Origin of the sequence: Catonella sp., from assembly GCF_052169795.1 — a bacterium.
Taxonomy (GTDB): Bacteria; Bacillota; Clostridia; order Lachnospirales; family Lachnospiraceae; genus Catonella.
In genome coordinates this window covers 1-16,186 of the sequence record NZ_JBQNBU010000049.1, presented here as the reverse complement: position 1 = coordinate 16,186, position 16,186 = coordinate 1, and the positions used below count along the sequence as shown (strand labels likewise).

Below are 16,186 nucleotides of genomic sequence, written 5' to 3'. Positions count from 1 at the left end.
TTAAAAAGTATGATTTTACATTTCAGAAGAAATTTGGTCAGAACTTTCTTATAGACACCCATGTACTTGAAAAAATAGTAGATGCGGCTGACATAGGAAAGGATGACCTTGTGCTTGAAATCGGTCCCGGCATAGGTACTGTAACCCAGTACCTGTGTGAGGCGGCAAGGCAGGTCATAGCGGTAGAGATAGACAGGAAGTTAATAAAAATACTTAAAGATACACTCTCAGCGTATGATAATGTGGAAGTTATCAATGAAGATATTTTAAAAGTAGACATAACCGCACTTGTAGAGGAAAAAAATAACGGAAAGCCTATCAAGGTAGTTTCCAATCTTCCCTATTATATAACCACACCTATAATTATGACCTTGCTTGAAAAAAGGGTGCCTGTTACAGATATGACACTTATGATGCAGGAGGAAGTGGCTAGAAGAATGCAGGCAGCTCCGGGAAACAAGGACTATGGTGCGCTTTCACTTGCGGTTCAGTATTATTCTGTGCCATACATAGCGGCCTTTGTACCGCAGAATTGTTTTATGCCGCGTCCAAATGTGGGAAGTGCGGTAGTCAATCTTAAGTGCCATGAAAAGCCACCAGTAGAAGTTATGGATGAGGAGCTTATGTTTAAGTTAATTAAGGCTTCTTTTGCACAGCGAAGAAAAACCTTGCAAAACGGACTTACAAACTCTGCAGAGCTTGATTTTACAAAGGAAGAAATTACAGAGGCAATACTTAAAATGCAGGAACTCCTTGGTATGAAACAAAATCCTTTAATCAGAGGAGAGACACTGACACTTAAAGAATTCGCCTGCCTTAGTGATGTATTTTCAAAAAATAGAATTAGTAAAGGAAATGTTTAATGTACGAAGATAAGAAAATTATTAAGAGAATATTTTTATTTTTGCTCATAGCAACCTTGTCGTCGATTACAGTGACGGTGGCACTTTTGGTTGAACCTAAGCCGAGTTATAATATTATTCTTGGAGTGGATGAGTTAAATGAGGCAATAAATGATGAACATACATTATTGATAGACTTGAGAGATGAAAAAGATTACGAAGCCGGTCATATCGACAAATCTATTAACATGCCTTATATAGATGGCGGTGCAAGAATGTTAAGTTACTTAGAGAAGAAGGCGGATAAAAACTATAAGATATATCTTATGTGTTATTTTGGAAATAGGTCGGGAATGGCTTTTAATCTTCTCAAGGATGAGGGCTATAAAAATCTGAACTATGTAAAGTTTGGTTATGAGGCGTATAAAAATTCAATGGGAGCTAAATTTAAGCCGGTTCAAGGTGAGTGCCCTTGCAAACAATATAACTAATTAGAGGTTGGGACTGATTTGAAACATAAAATATTTGAAACTCATGCACATTATGATGATGAGTGGTATAATGAAGACAGAAGTGAATTAATAAGCAGATTACTGAATACGGATATTTCTTTTATAACTAATATAGGTGCGGATATAGAAACCAGTAAAAATTCGGTAAGGCTGGCAGAAGAATTTGACAGGGTTTTAGCTGTAGTAGGGGTTCACCCTGATGTAATAAGCTGTTTGGAAGAATTTCCGGAAGGGAAAGGTATAGAAATAATTAGGGACTTGGCACTTAATCCTAAAGTGGTTGCGATTGGTGAGATTGGACTTGATTATTTTGAGCGAGAGGCCGGTGATAAAAATGATGTAGTGAAGCAGAGACAGAAATATTGGTTTTTAGAACAGCTTGGACTTGCAAAGGAGTTAAATAAACCTTTTGTTATACACAGCAGAGATGCAGCTGAAGATACATATAATTTGCTTAGGGAATTTGGATATAATAAAGGTGTAATACATTGTTATTCTTATTCGCCGGAGATGGCGGAGAGGTTTGTAAAACTTGGATTTTACATTGGAATAGGTGGAGTAGTCACTTTTAAAAATGCTAAAAAAACTAAGGAAACAGTGAAGAGGCTTGGACTTAAGCATATTGTACTTGAAACAGATTCGCCTTATCTTGCTCCGGTACCACACAGGGGAAGCAGGAACGATTCAGGTAATATAAATTATGTAGTGGAAGAAATTGCCGGACTTTTAGATGTTTCAAAAGAAGAAGTTATAGAAACAACATTTAATAATGCCGTAAAATTATACGAATTGGAGGAAAATGCTTATGTCAAATTATGTTGATATTGAATCCACATCAGGGCTTGACATGGCGGTTAGACAATCGCTTAAATTTAAGACGGGTAATTTTGTATGGAGAGTAAGGTTTAATACTCCATTAGATCCGAGGACGGTAAATAGCAATACAATGTATGTAACTTCAGCATCAGGGATGCTTAAAGTTGATATAAGCTATGATTCCTCAAGGAATGAAGTGCAGATAGAACCGCTTGAGCCTTATGCGAAGGATGAAGTCTATTCACTTCATATCACTAAAAAGGTTGCATCTAAAGGTCAGAAGAAATTAAAGGAAGAGATTGAGGTACAGTTTAAGTTGTAGTTAGATAAAAGCTAAGGTTGTTCTCTGCCTAAACCATTCTTTTGTTGGTAAGTTATAAAAATGTTATAATTAATTCAGATAAAATTAGGTTTATGACGAAAATATATTACTTGATAAAGTTTGCTTGAAAAATAATAAAGCCGATAGTAGAATGAAGTTAACCTAAAGTGATAAGTGTGCCGTTTTATTAGCTCATATTTATTATAAGGAAAAATATTGGGAGGATGAATTAGATGAAACAAAATCAGGCAGCTTCAAAAGGTATTAAAAGTGTTGGTATAAAACTGAGTCTTATTATCGCAGTATTACTTCTTGTAGTTCTGGGTGCAAAAACTATTTATGATAGTGTGCATAGCTACAATACCAGTATAACTGATAAAAGAAATATAGAACTCGAAGGCACCAGGAAGCTGGCACGGAAGGTAGAAAAGCAGTTTGTATCAGCTTATCAGGCTGCATTAGGCATTGATGCTGTAATACAGTCTGAAATGAAGAATAATAAAAAGAAAAACAGAAATAGGAAAGTAATTACTGATGCACTTATGAAAACACTTTCTGAAAGTAATTTTCTTTGTGCAGTAGGTGTATTTTTTGAGCCTAATGCTTTTGACGGAAAAGACTCAAAATATATTACGGAATCAAATAAAAGCGGTGCTTTGGCAGCTTATGCTACCGATAATGAGCTTCACAATGAAGATGTTCATTTTGGAAGTGAATGGTATAACAAAGTTATAAGTGGCGGCAAAATCAAAGTATTTAGTCCATATATGCTTAGGGATAAAATTACTTCGACATATTCAATGCCAATAAAGTATAATGGTAAAATAATAGGTACAATAAATACTGATATTAATTTAGGCAGCATATCTGATGAATTAGCTACTGAAGAAGGCAATAGTGAAAATAACTTCACTACACTGTTTTCAGATTCAGGCATTATAGCAGCTCATTCGACTAAGAAGGATATGATATTGCAGGATGCTATTTCAAACAATGAGTTTTTAAAGAAAAATATTGAAACTATTAAAACCGGTACTGAGGTTTTAGGTGTTCAAAAATCTATAACAACCGGAAAAGAATCACAGTTCATCTTTGTTCCTGTCAGTATTGAAGGTACAGATACAAACTGGGTATTTGGAAGCATAGTTTCAATGTCACTTTTCACACAGGATGCAGTTTCAGGCACATACTTAAATATATTCTTAAATGTGCTGACCATAGTAGGTATTGGAATTGCAATATTCTTCCTTATCAAAAGTTATATTTCAACTCCAATAGCAGTCATAGAAAAGGCTATTGGAAAGATTGCTAATTATAATCTTGATACTTCTGCAGAAAGAGAAATACTTACAAAGTATAGAGGTAATGCTGATGAAATAGGAGGAATGGTACGCTCGATAAGGCTTATGGTTAATAACCTTACTGAGATTGTATCGAATATTAATTCACATGCACAGAATACTGCAGCTACGGCAGAAGAACTTACAGCAACTGCTCAGGCGACTTCTGAAATGGCAAATGAAGTATCAATAGCAGTTACAAATATAGCTGATGGTGCTACAAGTCAGGCGCAGGATACACAGAGTGCTGCAGGTTCAGTTGAAAAATCAAATGGGCTTCTTGGCAAAATGATTGATACTTTGCATGAACTCTCTGATGCAACTGAGATAATTGATAAGTGTAAGAATGAAGGTAATGCTACTCTTAAAGAGCTTATTAAAATATCAGATGAAAATAGGGAAATATCAACGAAGGTCAGTCATGTCATAGATGAGACAAGCCAGGCGACAGAAAAGATTTCCAGTGCTTCTGAGATGATTCAGTCTATCTCAGATCAGACTAACCTCCTTGCGCTTAATGCGGCTATCGAAGCAGCCAGAGCAGGAGAGGCAGGTAAGGGCTTTGCAGTAGTTGCTGATGAAATTAGAAAACTTGCAGAACAGAGTGCGGGCTTTACAAATGAAATCAGGGCTGTTATTGATGAACTTAAGATTAAGGCTGAGTCAGCAGTCAGTATGATGGAAGATTCTAACAAAATGGTTACTGAGCAGAGTGAAAAAGTTACTGAAACCAGTGATAAGTTCGAGGAGATTTCAAAAGCTGTAGAAAACTCTAAGGTAATTGTAAATGAAATTAATGAATCTTCTAAAATTATTGAAGCAGAAAACAGTAATGTGATTAAGATTGTTGAAAACCTTTCAGTTATAGCTGAAGAAAATGCGGCTACTACAGAAGAGGCAGCAGCCAATGTGGATACTCAGGTTCAGTCTATTTCGGATATTTCACAGGCTAGTGAAAATCTTGCTAATATTGCGATGGATCTTCAGAGTGAAGTATCTAAATTTACTTTATAAGAATAAAAAATGAAGTATGTGCAAAGCACATACTTCATTTTTTATAATTCACCATTTAATAAAGAATACTGAAAACAGTCCTTCCAGCTTCCGTTTATGTTCACACATTCTCTTTTAATACCTTCTTTTGAAAATCCCAAATTTTCAATAACTTTTATAGAAACTAAGTTATCGGTTGCGATAAGAGCCTCAATTCTGTGTAGTTTTTCATCGGTAAATAAATGTAAAATAGCACATTTGGCGGCTTCAGTAGTAAGCCCCTTTCCTGAAAAATTACAGTCTATTTTATATCCTATCTGGCAAGATTTAAATACCCCTTTTTTGATGCTTTGAAAATTAACAGAACCTATCAGGTTATCAGGGGAAGTTTTTAGAAAAAACCAATATCTTATGCTTGTTTCTAAAAGCATATTTTTGAACTCAGCTTTCATAAATTTTTCCATTGCAGGTATTGAAAGAAAATGTTTAGAAAGATTGGGTTCCCAAATTGAAAGCCTATCATAATTTTTATTATAAAAATTACAGACAGCAGGAGCATAGCTTTCATCTAATGTGCGTAGAATAAGTCTGCTGCTTTCCAGCTCGGAATTCATGATTTCTTAGGGTCAGATACCCTGAGGCTGAAATTAGCAGTTTTAGCTTCTTTAACATTAAGGAAACTGCCTTTGACAACTCTATAGACATTACCTCCTGTAATTTCAACAATTGCAGAACCACCTGCAATGGATTTTTCTAATAATTTTAAGAAGTGGTCATAGGCAGAAATATCCATAGGTAAAAGATAATCATGCCTCACATGTTCTGTTGAAAGTACAGCAAACCCTATTTTATTAAATCTTATTCCATGGAATGAGCAAATCTCAGTTGATTCAGTATTTCCTTCGGACAGGCAGTTAAATTTAAGGAACATATAATACCTCCTAACCTCAATATAATGATACAAAAGATATTATACACTAAAAGGCTGTAGAATAAAACCAAAACTTTTATAAATAGCTCCCAATTTTTATAATGATGAGGGTGATGGGAGATAATAAATTCTCTTGCAAGTAAGCTTGGCAGAAATTATATACTTTTGACACTTGTATCCTAATATAATTGAATAAAAAATTAGTTATGACTAACTATAATTTAGTAGATTACTACGAAATATTATTTAGTGAACTAAAAAAGTTGAAATGCATACTCTTCTTATTATATACTATCGGCATTAATCATAATATTTTAGAAAGGACATTATATATGAAGAAGGTATTGATTTGTAAAGAATCTGATGCTCTGGAAACCAGAGTAGCTATGGTACCTGCGGACATTAAGAAGCTTATCGGAATGGGATTCTCCTTTAAGGTTGTCAGTGGTGCAGGGCTTAAATCAGGTTTTTCTGACGAGGCCTACAAAGAAGCAGGAGCTGAGATTGTAGCAAGTAATGAGGTAGGATATGCTGACAGCGAGATAGTTGTGCGTATTTTAAAGCCTAAGGGTACAGAGGGATTAAAGAAGGATACCCTGCATTTAAGCTACTTAGATCCATTTAATGAAAAGGAACTATTAAATAAGTTCGCGAGTGATGGTATTCAGGCAGTTTCCCTTGAAATGATACCAAGAACCACCCTTGCCCAGAAGATGGATGTACAGTCCTCACAGGCTTCTCTTGCGGGCTATGTGGCAGTACTTAATGCAGCTGCCAAGCTTCCTAAGATTTTCCCTATGATGATGACACCGGCAGGTACTATTTCTCCTGCCAAGGTATTTATTATAGGTGTAGGAGTTGCAGGACTTCAGGCTATAGCTACGGCAAAGCGTCTCGGTGCAAGGGTAGATGCCTTTGATACAAGACCTGTGGTTGAGGAGCAGGTAAGGTCTCTGGGAGCGAACTTTGTAAAGATTGACCTTGGTGAAATGGGACAGACTGAGCAGGGATATGCAAAGGAGCTTACTCCTGAACAGATAGCCAAACAGCAGGAAGCACAGGCTAAGGTGTGTGAGAAGGCAAATGTGGTTATTACCACAGCTAAGGTATTTGGAAGAAAGGCACCTGTGCTTATAAAGAAGGATGTGCTTGACCGTATGCAGCCGGGCTCTATCGTAGTGGATATGGCTGTTTCAACAGGTGGTAATGTAGAAGGTTCTAAGCTTTTTGAAAATGTAGTTACCGAAAATGGAGTAACCATTATGTCAGGTGACATGCTTGAAAGACAGGTGGCTTTTGATGCTTCTCTTATGCTTTCAGGTAATATAAGTGCATTTTTAACTCATTTTCATGACAAAGAGAAAAATGAGCTTGTAGTTAATCTGGAAGATGAGATAATGAAGGGTTGTCTCTTGACTCAGAACGGAAAAATAATTCACGAGAGATTCATATAAAGAAAGGAAATACAGATTATGATAATGCTTATATTCGTATTTGTAATTGCAGGCTTTCTTGGAGTTGAGCTTATTGCAAAAGTACCTTCACAGCTTCATACACCGCTTATGTCGGGAACTAACGCAATTTCAGGTATAACTATAGTTGGTGCGATAACGGTTACAGCCCTCAATATAGAGGGACCTGTAGGTACAGCTCTTGGTTTCCTTGCCATTGTATTTGCTACTATTAATGTAATCGGCGGTTACATGGTAACAGACAGAATGCTTGGTATGTTTAAGAAAAAGAAATAATGAGGCAGAGTAAGGAGGATTAAATGAACAGCATAATAATGGTTTCATATATGATAGCCTGCATCTTCTTTATCAGAGGTATCAAGCTTCTTGGTAAGGCAGAAACAGCAAGAAAAGGAAACTTTATGTCAGCGGTAGGTATGCTTATTGCAACTGTAACCGTAATGTGTGAAAAGGATGTACTTGGTTCTTGGAATAATGATATTCTAAAAAACGGATATTTTTATATAGTTTTGGCAATATTAGTTGGTGGAATTATTGGTGCTATCTGGTCAAAGAAGGTTGAAATGACAGGTATGCCTGAGCTTGTAGCTCTCTTTAACGGCTTTGGCGGTCTTTCTTCTTTACTTGTGGCTATTGCTCAGTATATGTCAACAGATGGGGCGAAGACAGATGCATTTACAGACATCACCCTTGGACTTACAATTGCTATCGGTGCAGTTGCCTTTACAGGTTCGCTTGTTGCTTGGGGTAAGCTTTCGGGCAAGTTATTTAAGAAACAGGTTGTTATACCTGCCAAGAATTTATTAAATGGAATTCTGGTAATTGCCGGTATTGTTGGAATAATAATGTACGCCTTTTTGGATGCACAGCTTGGTTTCTATGGTATAGTTTTAGTTACAGCTACATATCTTATCGCAGGTATCACTCTTGTAGTGTGCATCGGCGGTGGAGATATGCCGGTTATTATTTCTTTCCTGAATGCTCTTTCAGGACTTGCAGCGGCATTTGCCGGCTTTGCTATAAATAATACGGTTCTTGTAGTATCCGGTTGTCTTGTAGGTACATCAGGACTTATTCTTACTCTTATAATGTGTAAGGCAATGAACAGAAGCTTTTACAGTCTTCTTTTTGGCAGCTTTGGCGGTGGAAGTGGAAGCGGCTCTAAGGGTGACGGCAGAGAGGCAAAAGCTATTTCTACAGAAGATGCTTATATGATTCTTGAAGCAGCTAAGAATGTAGTATTTATACCGGGTTACGGTATGGCAGTTGCACAGGCTCAACATGCTGTTAAGGAGCTTACAGAGAAGCTTGAAAATAATGGTGCGGAAGTAAACTTTGCTATCCACCCTGTTGCGGGAAGAATGCCGGGACATATGAACGTACTTCTTGCAGAGGCTGATATTCCTTATGAGAAACTTAAAACAGCGGATGAAATGAACCCACAGATGCCTATGACGGATGTAGCCATAGTTATAGGTGCAAACGATGTAGTAAACCCTGCTGCCCTTGATGATACTACAAGTCCTATCTACGGAATGCCTATCATCAATGCCCACCTTGCAAGAACAGTATTTGTACTTAAGCGTGGTAAGGGAACAGGTTTCTCCGGTATAGAGAACCCACTCTTCACCCTTGAGAATACAGTTATGATTTACGGTGATGCAAAGCAGACCGTATCTGCAATAGTAAGTGAGTTTGATGATTAAGAAGTGAAGTTTAAGAAATCTTGAGATTTAGAAGATTAGACTATATTGATATTATGACATATAGAAAGACTGCCTTTTATCTTGTAGAAAGAGAGAGGCAGTCTTTTTTTGTGTGATAGGAAATTTATCTGATAGATTGTATTGTAAGGGGGCATTTCAAAAGTTTTATGGTTTTGATACTGGTTTCAGTATGTGATTTAAGCAAAAAATGCAATGAAAAAATGTAGAATAACACATTTATTACAATGAATAAATGTAAAACGGCACATTTTTTACAACGAAAAAATGTAATATATTAAATAGCTGGTAAAGTTTGCAAAAATTATATGATGAAAGTTCTGAAAATTGCCGGATAAAAACTCCGAAAAGTGTCGGATAAAAACTCTGAAAAATGTCGGATGAAAGTTCTGAAAAGTGTCGGATACAGTTGACAAAGTGCATAAAATATGGATATAATCAAATAATAAGGAGGTGGCAAATAATGCTTGTACCTGAAGGGTATAAATCGAGACTTATTGAGAAGTTATTTGATGAATATATGGAAACTTTCGGTGCAGTCTGTATAGAAGGACCTAAATACTGTGGTAAGACTTGGACAGCACAAAGTAGGGCTGAAAGTGCGGCATTTATTAGTGATCCTGAAAAAAATTTTCAAACAAGAACAATGGCAAAACTCAGTCCTGATTTGGTACTAAACGGTCAACTGCCAAGGCTCATAGACGAGTGGCAGGAAGTTCCACCTATATGGGATGCGGTAAGATTTGCAGTGGACAAAGATGGTAAAAAAGGGAAATATATTCTTACAGGTTCGGCTACTCCAAACCACAAAGGAATTATGCACAGCGGTACTGCACGAATTGGAAGAGTTAGAATGAATAGTATGTCATTATATGAAACAGGAGACTCATCGGGAGATATATCATTAAAAGATTTGTTTGCCGAGGAAATTGAGCCTAGGATAACAGGGGATATTTCATTAGAGCAGCTTGTTTATTATACTGTAAGAGGCGGATGGCCGGGGAATCTAAAAACATCTGCAAAGGTTTGTGGAAATCTTGCTAAAGAGTACTTGAAAGCCGTTGTTGATGATGATATGTATAGTGTTGACGGGATAAAAAGGGATTCTCGCAAAGTGTGGTCGCTGCTATATTCCCTTGGAAGAAATGAAAGTACACTTGTAAGCAATAGTACACTAATAAAGGATATGGGGGCAAAGGATAAAATAGAAATTGCGAGGGAGACAGTTTCTGAGTATTTAGATATATTTAGCAGGTTGTTTATTTTAGATGACCAACCGGCATATAATGCTAATATAAGGTCTTCCAGAAGAGTCTTAAAATCTCCCAAGAGGCACTTTACAGATCCATCTTTAGCAGTAGCTGCGTTAGGAGTTACACAGACGAGACTTTTGAATGATTTAAATACATTTGGATTTATTTTTGAAAGTCTTTGTGAACACGACTTAAAAATATATGCTGAGTATAATGATGCAAAGCTATTTCATTTCAGGGATGAAAGAGGAAATGAAGCCGATGCTATTGTAGAATTTTCAGATGGAACCTGGGGAGCCTTTGAAATAAAACTGGTAGCAAACCAGATAGATTCGGCGGCAAAAGAGTTGCTAAAATTAAAGGAAATAATGGAGAAAGAGGGAGATAATCCACCTAAGATACTTTGTGTAATTTGTGGAATGTCAAATATGGCATATAGAAGAGAAGACGGGGTGTATGTTGTTCCTATTACTGCACTTAAACCATAAGGGAGGTATATCATGACAAAAATTTATTTTGTGCGCCATGCACAGCCTGAACATGCTTGGGAAGATGACAGAACAAGACCGCTTACGGGAGAGGGGAAAAAAGACTCAGCCATCGTATTTGAGTTTTTAAAAGATAAACATATAGACGCATTTTATTCCAGTCCGTATAAAAGAAGTATGGATACCATTGCTGATTCTGCCGATTTTTTTGGTAAGGACATAATAACAGATGAAGATTTAAGAGAGCGTGAAAAAGGAGTAAACGGTAACAATCATGGAATGTTTCAAAAACGCTGGGATGACCATAATTATCACGAAGAAGGCGGAGAATCTATTGCTATGGTGCAGAAGCGAAACATGAGAGCCTTGACTGAGATTTTAAGAGATAATATAGATAAGGAAGTTGTAGTTGGTACACATGGAACCGCACTTAGTACAATACTTAATTTTTTTGATAAGAGTTTTGGCTGTGATGATTTTTTAAGAATTATAGACTGGATGCCTTATGTTATAGAGCTTGATTTTGAAGGTGATAAGCTGGTGGGAAAAGTGGAACATTGTTATGTATTAAAAGAGTTTAAGAAGTAATAATAAATTTGCCTAAAGTAATAATAGAAATATGTGTTGTGTCTTGGGGCGAGATGTTTATTAATGAGTTGAAAAGTAGACTATATTCGTCCGATATAATTGCAGTATAGTCCAAAAACTGTTATAATTGGACTAAAGACTATGAATTTGGACGAAAGGAGATAACATGAGAGATTTTAATTATAGAAAGCTTGCAAAAAAGACTTGGGATACTGATATAATGAATCTTATCGCAAAAATACATGAATGTAAAGGTAGGCAGGAGTTGTTTGTAAGACAAAAGCCGGTAGAACTGGAAAGACTTGTGGAAATTGCAAAGATACAAAGTACAGAGTTTTCAAATAAAATTGAAGGAATAGTTACCACAAGTACAAGAATGAAACAGCTCTTTAAGGATAAAACTACACCACGCAACCGTAATGAAGATGAAATTATGGGATATCGGGATGTATTAAATACAATTCATGAAAGCTACGAGTATATATCGATTCGTTCTTCATATATACTTCAGCTTCATAAGGAGTTGCTTAAAAAATCAGGAGTTTCCTATGGAGGAAGATTTAAGAATGTACAAAATTATATAAATGAAACTCAGCCGGATGGAAGTGTTAGCACAAGGTTTACTCCGGTATCTCCGCACGAAACTCCGGAAGCGATAGATAATATATGTATCGCTTACGAACAAGCTCTGGCAAGTGAGGAAATAGATGCTCTAATTGTGATACCATCATTCATTTGCGATTTTTTGTGTATTCATCCATTTAATGATGGAAACGGCAGAATGAGTAGATTGCTTACATTATTGCTTTTGTATAAAAATGGATATGAAGTTGGAAAGTATATAAGTGTAGAGAAGCAGATAGAAAAGACAAAAGACAGATATTATTCTGTACTTGAGGAATCAGATTATAACTGGCATGAAGGGAGAAATGATTCAACTCCTTTTGTACGATATATGCTACAAGTTATATTAGCCTGTTATAAGGAGTTTGAGGAAAGAACCGGAATATTAAACGAGACAGGTGTGGGTAGTTTAGCTTATGATATTGTTAAAAAATATATAGAAGAAAAGCTCGGTAAATTCACAAGTGCGGAAGTAATTAGACATTGTCCGAATATTGGAAGGTCTTCAGTGCTTGCATCATTAAAGAAATTAACTGAAGAAGGACTTGTTTGCAGGCAGGGTTCTGGAAGAAATACATTTTATGTTAGGATAGATAAATGAATGGAATACAAATACAAAATCCGTCCCCACCATGGGATGTGCATAGCATTTTTTAAAGGTAAAGGCTACAGCGAAGAATTTACAGCTCATATGAAGGAGATGATACCGATACTTGAGGAAAATCCGCTTGTATATCTTTCTGTCGGTACGGATGAACTTTGTTCAAAATGTCCGCACAATGCTTGTGGAGTATGTAAAAGTGCAGATAAGGTGGGGGTGTATGATAGGGAGGTTCTAAAGAGGTGTGGACTGTCTGATGGGATGGTTCTGCCGTATTTAGATTTTAAAAAGGCAGTGTATGACAATATTTTACTTGCAGGGAAGAGGGAGGAAATATGTGGAGACTGCCAGTGGAATGAGCTATGTCAAGTTATTACAGGTGATATGTATAACAATATTGACAATGTAACAATACTATAGTATAATAATTTTATAAATTTTGACGGATTGTTACCGATAAGGGCAAAACCAAATTTTACAGACAGGTTAATATTCTGTAAAGTTTGGCTTTTTTTATTGAATAGGAAATTTACTTAGAATTTTTATTCAACAAAAACAGGCAGACGGTGTTTTATATTGGGAGAAGTACATTGATTATAGAAGGGATTATCAATAATAATGTTGTAAGCTCAAGGGATGATGACGGCAAAGAAGTTGTTGTTATGGGGAGAGGGATTGCGTTTGGCAGAAAAAAGGGTGATATTTTATCAGATACAGAAATAGATAAGATTTTTACCATAGAAGATGAGGCGGCATTAAAGCAGTTTAAGGATTTATTAGTAAGTATTCCACCCGAATATTTACAGGTGTCAAATGAGATAATTTCATTTGCAAAAGAAAAACTGGATACAGAGCTCCATCCTAATATTTATCTTACGCTTACTGATCACATTAGCTTTGCGATAAGGAGAAAAGAAGAGGGACAGCTTTTTCAGATACCTATGGAAAATGAGGTGAGAAGGTTTTTCCCAAAAGAATATGTAGTTGGTACGCAGGCTGTGGAATTAATTTATAAAAGACTTGGTTATGAACTTCCTAAAGAAGAGGCAGCAGCTATAGCTATTCATTTTGTAAATGCAGAATTTGGTATTAAAGTTCGTGATACTTGGGTTATAACTAAAATGACAGGTGATATGCTGGACATAATTTCTAAAAAGATAACCGGCTTAAAAGAAGAAGGAATGGAGAAGGATAGTTTTGCAACCAGTTTGAAAATGCTTAGTTGTCGTCTTGTAATGGCACAACCGATTAAGGATAAGTGTGATGAAAAACTCTATAGTTTTATAAAAGAGAATTACCCTAATGAGTGGGAACTGACAGAAAAAATAAATACTTATGTTAAAAACGAGTATAAATGTTGTTTTACGGAAGAAGAGAAACTTTATTTTACAATTCAGATAAAAAGGGTTAAAGATTTATTTGATTAAATATGTGGAGGAAAATTATGTTTTTTAAGAAAAAAGAGGTAAAAATAGTATCACCTGTGAAAGGAAGGCTTATCAGTATTAAAGATGTGCCGGATATGACTTTTAGTGAGGAAATGGTTGGAAAAGGTGTAGCAATTATACCTGAGGGAAATGAAATATATTCACCTGTTGACGGAAAAATTACCACTGTTTTCATAACCGGACATGCAGTAGGTATTACAACTAAAGAGGGCGTGGACTTACTTATACATATAGGAATGGATACTGTCAATCTTAAGGGAGAAGGCTTTGAGGTAAAGGTAGAAGATGGAAAGCATGTAAAGGCAGGAGATCTTTTGATTGTGGCAGACTTTGAAGGTATCAAAGCTAAGGGTTATACCTTGGAAACACCTATAATAGTATGTAATCCTGATGATTTCAAAAATATAACTTATTCAGCACCTGGGGATGTAGAACAAGGTGATGAAATCATGAAGATTCAGATATAATCAGGAGGACATAATGGAAGAATTTAGGGGGAATAGTGTATCTTCGGGAGTTGCACTTGGCAATATAGCAGTATTTGCAAAAGAGGAGAGTGAGCCTGAGAAAAAGTCGGTAGAAGATACTGATAAGGAGTTAAAAAGGCTTAATGACGCTCTAAATCTTGCAAAGAAAGAGTTAGAAAATCTCTATAATGATGCAATAGATAAGGTTGGAGAGGAAAATGCACTGATTTTTGACATTCATAAGATGATGCTTGAAGATTTAGATTATATTGAAAATATAGAAGGTCTTATAAAGGATGAAGGAGTAAATGCTGAGTATGCTGTATTTGCCACAGGTGAGTTATTTTCAAAAACCTTTGCAGATATGGATGATGAATACATGAAGGCAAGGTCTGTGGATGTAATTGATGTTTCTAAAAGAGTAATCAGAAAGCTAACTGGGAAGGCGGAGGTATCGCTTGAAAGCAGTGAGCCGGTTATTATTTTGGCAGAGGATCTTACTCCGGGAGAAACAATTAACTTAGACAAATCTAAAGTGTTGGCATTTGTTACAAAGAAAGGTTCTTCTAATTCTCATACGGCTATCCTTGCTAGAAGTATGAATATACCGGCACTTGTTAATGTAGACTTTAATTTAGAAGATCTATCAAAATTCAATGGTAAATTTGCGATTGCAGATGCAGCAGCAGGTAAGTTTTATGTAGAGCCTGTTGATGAAATTATAGAAAATGCCAGAAAACTTGAAGCTGAGTTAGATTCTGCAAGGGCAGAACTTAATACATTGAAAGGGTTAGAAAATGTAACTAAGGATGGAAGAAAGATTAATATTTTTGCAAATATCGGCAGCGAAAAAGATGTAGATGCAGTTATAGAGAATGATGCCGGTGGAATAGGACTTTTCAGAAGTGAATTTTTGTATCTTGGAAGAGATCAGGCTCCTGGTGAGGCGGAACAGTTTGAAAGTTATAAGGAAGCCATAGTCAGGATGGCAGGCAAGAAGGTAATCATAAGAACACTTGATATCGGAGCGGATAAAAAGGTGGACTACCTTGGCTTGGTGGAAGAAGAAAACCCTGCACTTGGTTATAGGGCTATCAGAATTTGCCTAAATAATGAAGGATTGTTTAAGACTCAGCTTAGAGCACTGTATAGGGCATCAGCCTTTGGGAATGCAGGAATTATGTTTCCAATGATAACTTCTGTGGATGAGGTAAGAAGGATAAAGGAAATAGCAGGTAAAGTCAGGGAAGAGCTTATCTTAGAAGGTAAGGAAGTTGGGAGCCCCGAACTTGGTATTATGATAGAAACTCCTGCCTCAGCACTTATTAGTGATGAACTTGCAAAGGAAGTGGATTTTTTCAGTATCGGCACAAATGACCTTACACAATATACACTGGCAGTAGACAGGCAGAATGAGAAACTCGGAGGATTTTATAAACCTCATCATAAGGCTATTCTCTCTCTTATAAAAATGACCTGTGATAATGCTCATAAAAATGGTATATGGGTAGGAATTTGTGGCGAACTTGCAGGCGACTTGGAACTTACCGAGACCTTTGTGGATATGGGGATTGATGAATTGTCAGTATCTCCTTCAAAGGTGCTTTCGCTTAGAAAAGCCGTAAGAAATATATAAGAAAGGAGGAGAGTATGCAATCTATTACTTATACCGTTAAGGCTGAGGCGGGGATACACGCCAGACCGGCCGGACTTTTAGTAAAACAGGCAGCATCCTTTAAAAGCAATATTAAAATTCTGAATGAAG

18 protein-coding genes are annotated in these 16,186 nt (G+C 36.3%); 16 read left to right on the top strand and 2 right to left on the bottom strand.

Features of this window, described 5'->3' with window-relative positions:
• From rsmA to ACTTKP_RS08180, 5 genes are all read left to right on the top strand, one after another.
• On the top strand, window positions 1-863 hold an 863-nt coding region (rsmA, locus tag ACTTKP_RS08200; RefSeq protein WP_442553413.1), incomplete at its 5' end, for a 16S rRNA (adenine(1518)-N(6)/adenine(1519)-N(6))-dimethyltransferase RsmA.
• Window positions 863-1,333: a rhodanese-like domain-containing protein gene (locus tag ACTTKP_RS08195; protein ID WP_442553412.1), complete on the top strand. Its 471-nt coding sequence runs from the start codon at window positions 863-865 to the stop codon at window positions 1,331-1,333. The genes rsmA and ACTTKP_RS08195, both read left to right, overlap by 1 nt.
• An 18-nt stretch (window positions 1,334-1,351) precedes the next feature.
• On the top strand, window positions 1,352-2,176 hold the full coding sequence (locus ACTTKP_RS08190; protein ID WP_442553411.1) for a TatD family hydrolase: 825 nt from the start codon (window positions 1,352-1,354) through the stop codon (window positions 2,174-2,176).
• Window positions 2,160-2,492 (top strand): Ig-like domain-containing protein, encoded by a 333-nt coding sequence (locus ACTTKP_RS08185; protein WP_442553410.1) that lies wholly within the window; start codon window positions 2,160-2,162, stop codon window positions 2,490-2,492. Before ACTTKP_RS08190 ends, ACTTKP_RS08185 begins: the two co-directional genes overlap by 17 nt.
• A gap of 233 nt (window positions 2,493-2,725) precedes the next feature.
• Window positions 2,726-4,846 (top strand): methyl-accepting chemotaxis protein, encoded by a 2,121-nt coding sequence (locus ACTTKP_RS08180; RefSeq protein WP_442553409.1) that lies wholly within the window; start codon window positions 2,726-2,728, stop codon window positions 4,844-4,846.
• Window positions 4,847-4,887: 41 nt separating this feature from the next.
• Here ACTTKP_RS08180 and ACTTKP_RS08175 read toward each other — a convergent pair whose 3' ends face one another.
• Window positions 4,888-5,439: a GNAT family N-acetyltransferase gene (locus ACTTKP_RS08175; protein ID WP_442553408.1), complete on the bottom strand. Its 552-nt coding sequence runs from the start codon at window positions 5,437-5,439 to the stop codon at window positions 4,888-4,890.
• Window positions 5,436-5,756, bottom strand: a complete 321-nt coding sequence (locus ACTTKP_RS08170; protein WP_442553407.1) for a hypothetical protein — start codon at window positions 5,754-5,756, stop codon at window positions 5,436-5,438. Before ACTTKP_RS08170 ends, ACTTKP_RS08175 begins: the two co-directional genes overlap by 4 nt.
• A gap of 332 nt (window positions 5,757-6,088) precedes the next feature.
• On the opposite strand from ACTTKP_RS08170, the gene ACTTKP_RS08165 reads away from it, so the two are divergent.
• The 11 genes from ACTTKP_RS08165 to ACTTKP_RS08115 form a co-directional block, all read left to right on the top strand.
• The gene (locus tag ACTTKP_RS08165; protein WP_442553406.1) at window positions 6,089-7,210 is read left to right on the top strand and encodes an NAD(P) transhydrogenase subunit alpha; all 1,122 of its coding nucleotides are present in this window, start codon (window positions 6,089-6,091) and stop codon (window positions 7,208-7,210) included.
• 18 nt (window positions 7,211-7,228) lie between these two features.
• A complete protein-coding gene (locus ACTTKP_RS08160) occupies window positions 7,229-7,504 on the top strand; it encodes an NAD(P) transhydrogenase subunit alpha (RefSeq protein ID WP_023353959.1) in 276 nt (91 codons plus the stop codon).
• A gap of 23 nt (window positions 7,505-7,527) precedes the next feature.
• Entirely contained in the window at window positions 7,528-8,934 is a 1,407-nt protein-coding gene (locus tag ACTTKP_RS08155; protein WP_442553405.1) for an NAD(P)(+) transhydrogenase (Re/Si-specific) subunit beta, read from the top strand.
• Window positions 8,935-9,415: 481 nt separating this feature from the next.
• Complete coding sequence (locus ACTTKP_RS08150; RefSeq protein WP_442553404.1) at window positions 9,416-10,693, top strand: ATP-binding protein; 1,278 nt, start codon at window positions 9,416-9,418, stop codon at window positions 10,691-10,693.
• A 12-nt stretch (window positions 10,694-10,705) separates the two neighbouring features.
• Window positions 10,706-11,281, top strand: coding sequence for a histidine phosphatase family protein (locus tag ACTTKP_RS08145; protein WP_442553403.1), 576 nt, complete (start codon window positions 10,706-10,708; stop codon window positions 11,279-11,281).
• A 166-nt stretch (window positions 11,282-11,447) separates the two neighbouring features.
• Window positions 11,448-12,506 carry a Fic family protein gene (locus tag ACTTKP_RS08140; RefSeq protein ID WP_442553402.1) on the top strand — a complete coding sequence of 353 codons (1,059 nt, stop codon included), beginning with the start codon at window positions 11,448-11,450 and terminating at the stop codon, window positions 12,504-12,506.
• On the top strand, window positions 12,507-12,926 hold the full coding sequence (locus ACTTKP_RS08135; RefSeq protein ID WP_442553401.1) for a DUF1284 domain-containing protein: 420 nt from the start codon (window positions 12,507-12,509) through the stop codon (window positions 12,924-12,926). It abuts the gene before it with no gap.
• Between the two features lie 170 nt (window positions 12,927-13,096).
• Entirely contained in the window at window positions 13,097-13,933 is an 837-nt protein-coding gene (locus ACTTKP_RS08130) for a PRD domain-containing protein (protein ID WP_442553400.1), read from the top strand.
• A 17-nt stretch (window positions 13,934-13,950) separates the two neighbouring features.
• On the top strand, window positions 13,951-14,421 hold the full coding sequence (locus ACTTKP_RS08125) for a PTS sugar transporter subunit IIA (RefSeq protein WP_442553399.1): 471 nt from the start codon (window positions 13,951-13,953) through the stop codon (window positions 14,419-14,421).
• 13 nt (window positions 14,422-14,434) lie between these two features.
• Window positions 14,435-16,057, top strand: a complete 1,623-nt coding sequence (gene ptsP / locus ACTTKP_RS08120) for a phosphoenolpyruvate--protein phosphotransferase (RefSeq protein WP_442553398.1) — start codon at window positions 14,435-14,437, stop codon at window positions 16,055-16,057.
• A 14-nt stretch (window positions 16,058-16,071) separates the two neighbouring features.
• Window positions 16,072-16,186, top strand: a 115-nt coding sequence (locus ACTTKP_RS08115; protein ID WP_442553414.1) for an HPr family phosphocarrier protein, incomplete at its 3' end; no start/stop codon positions are given.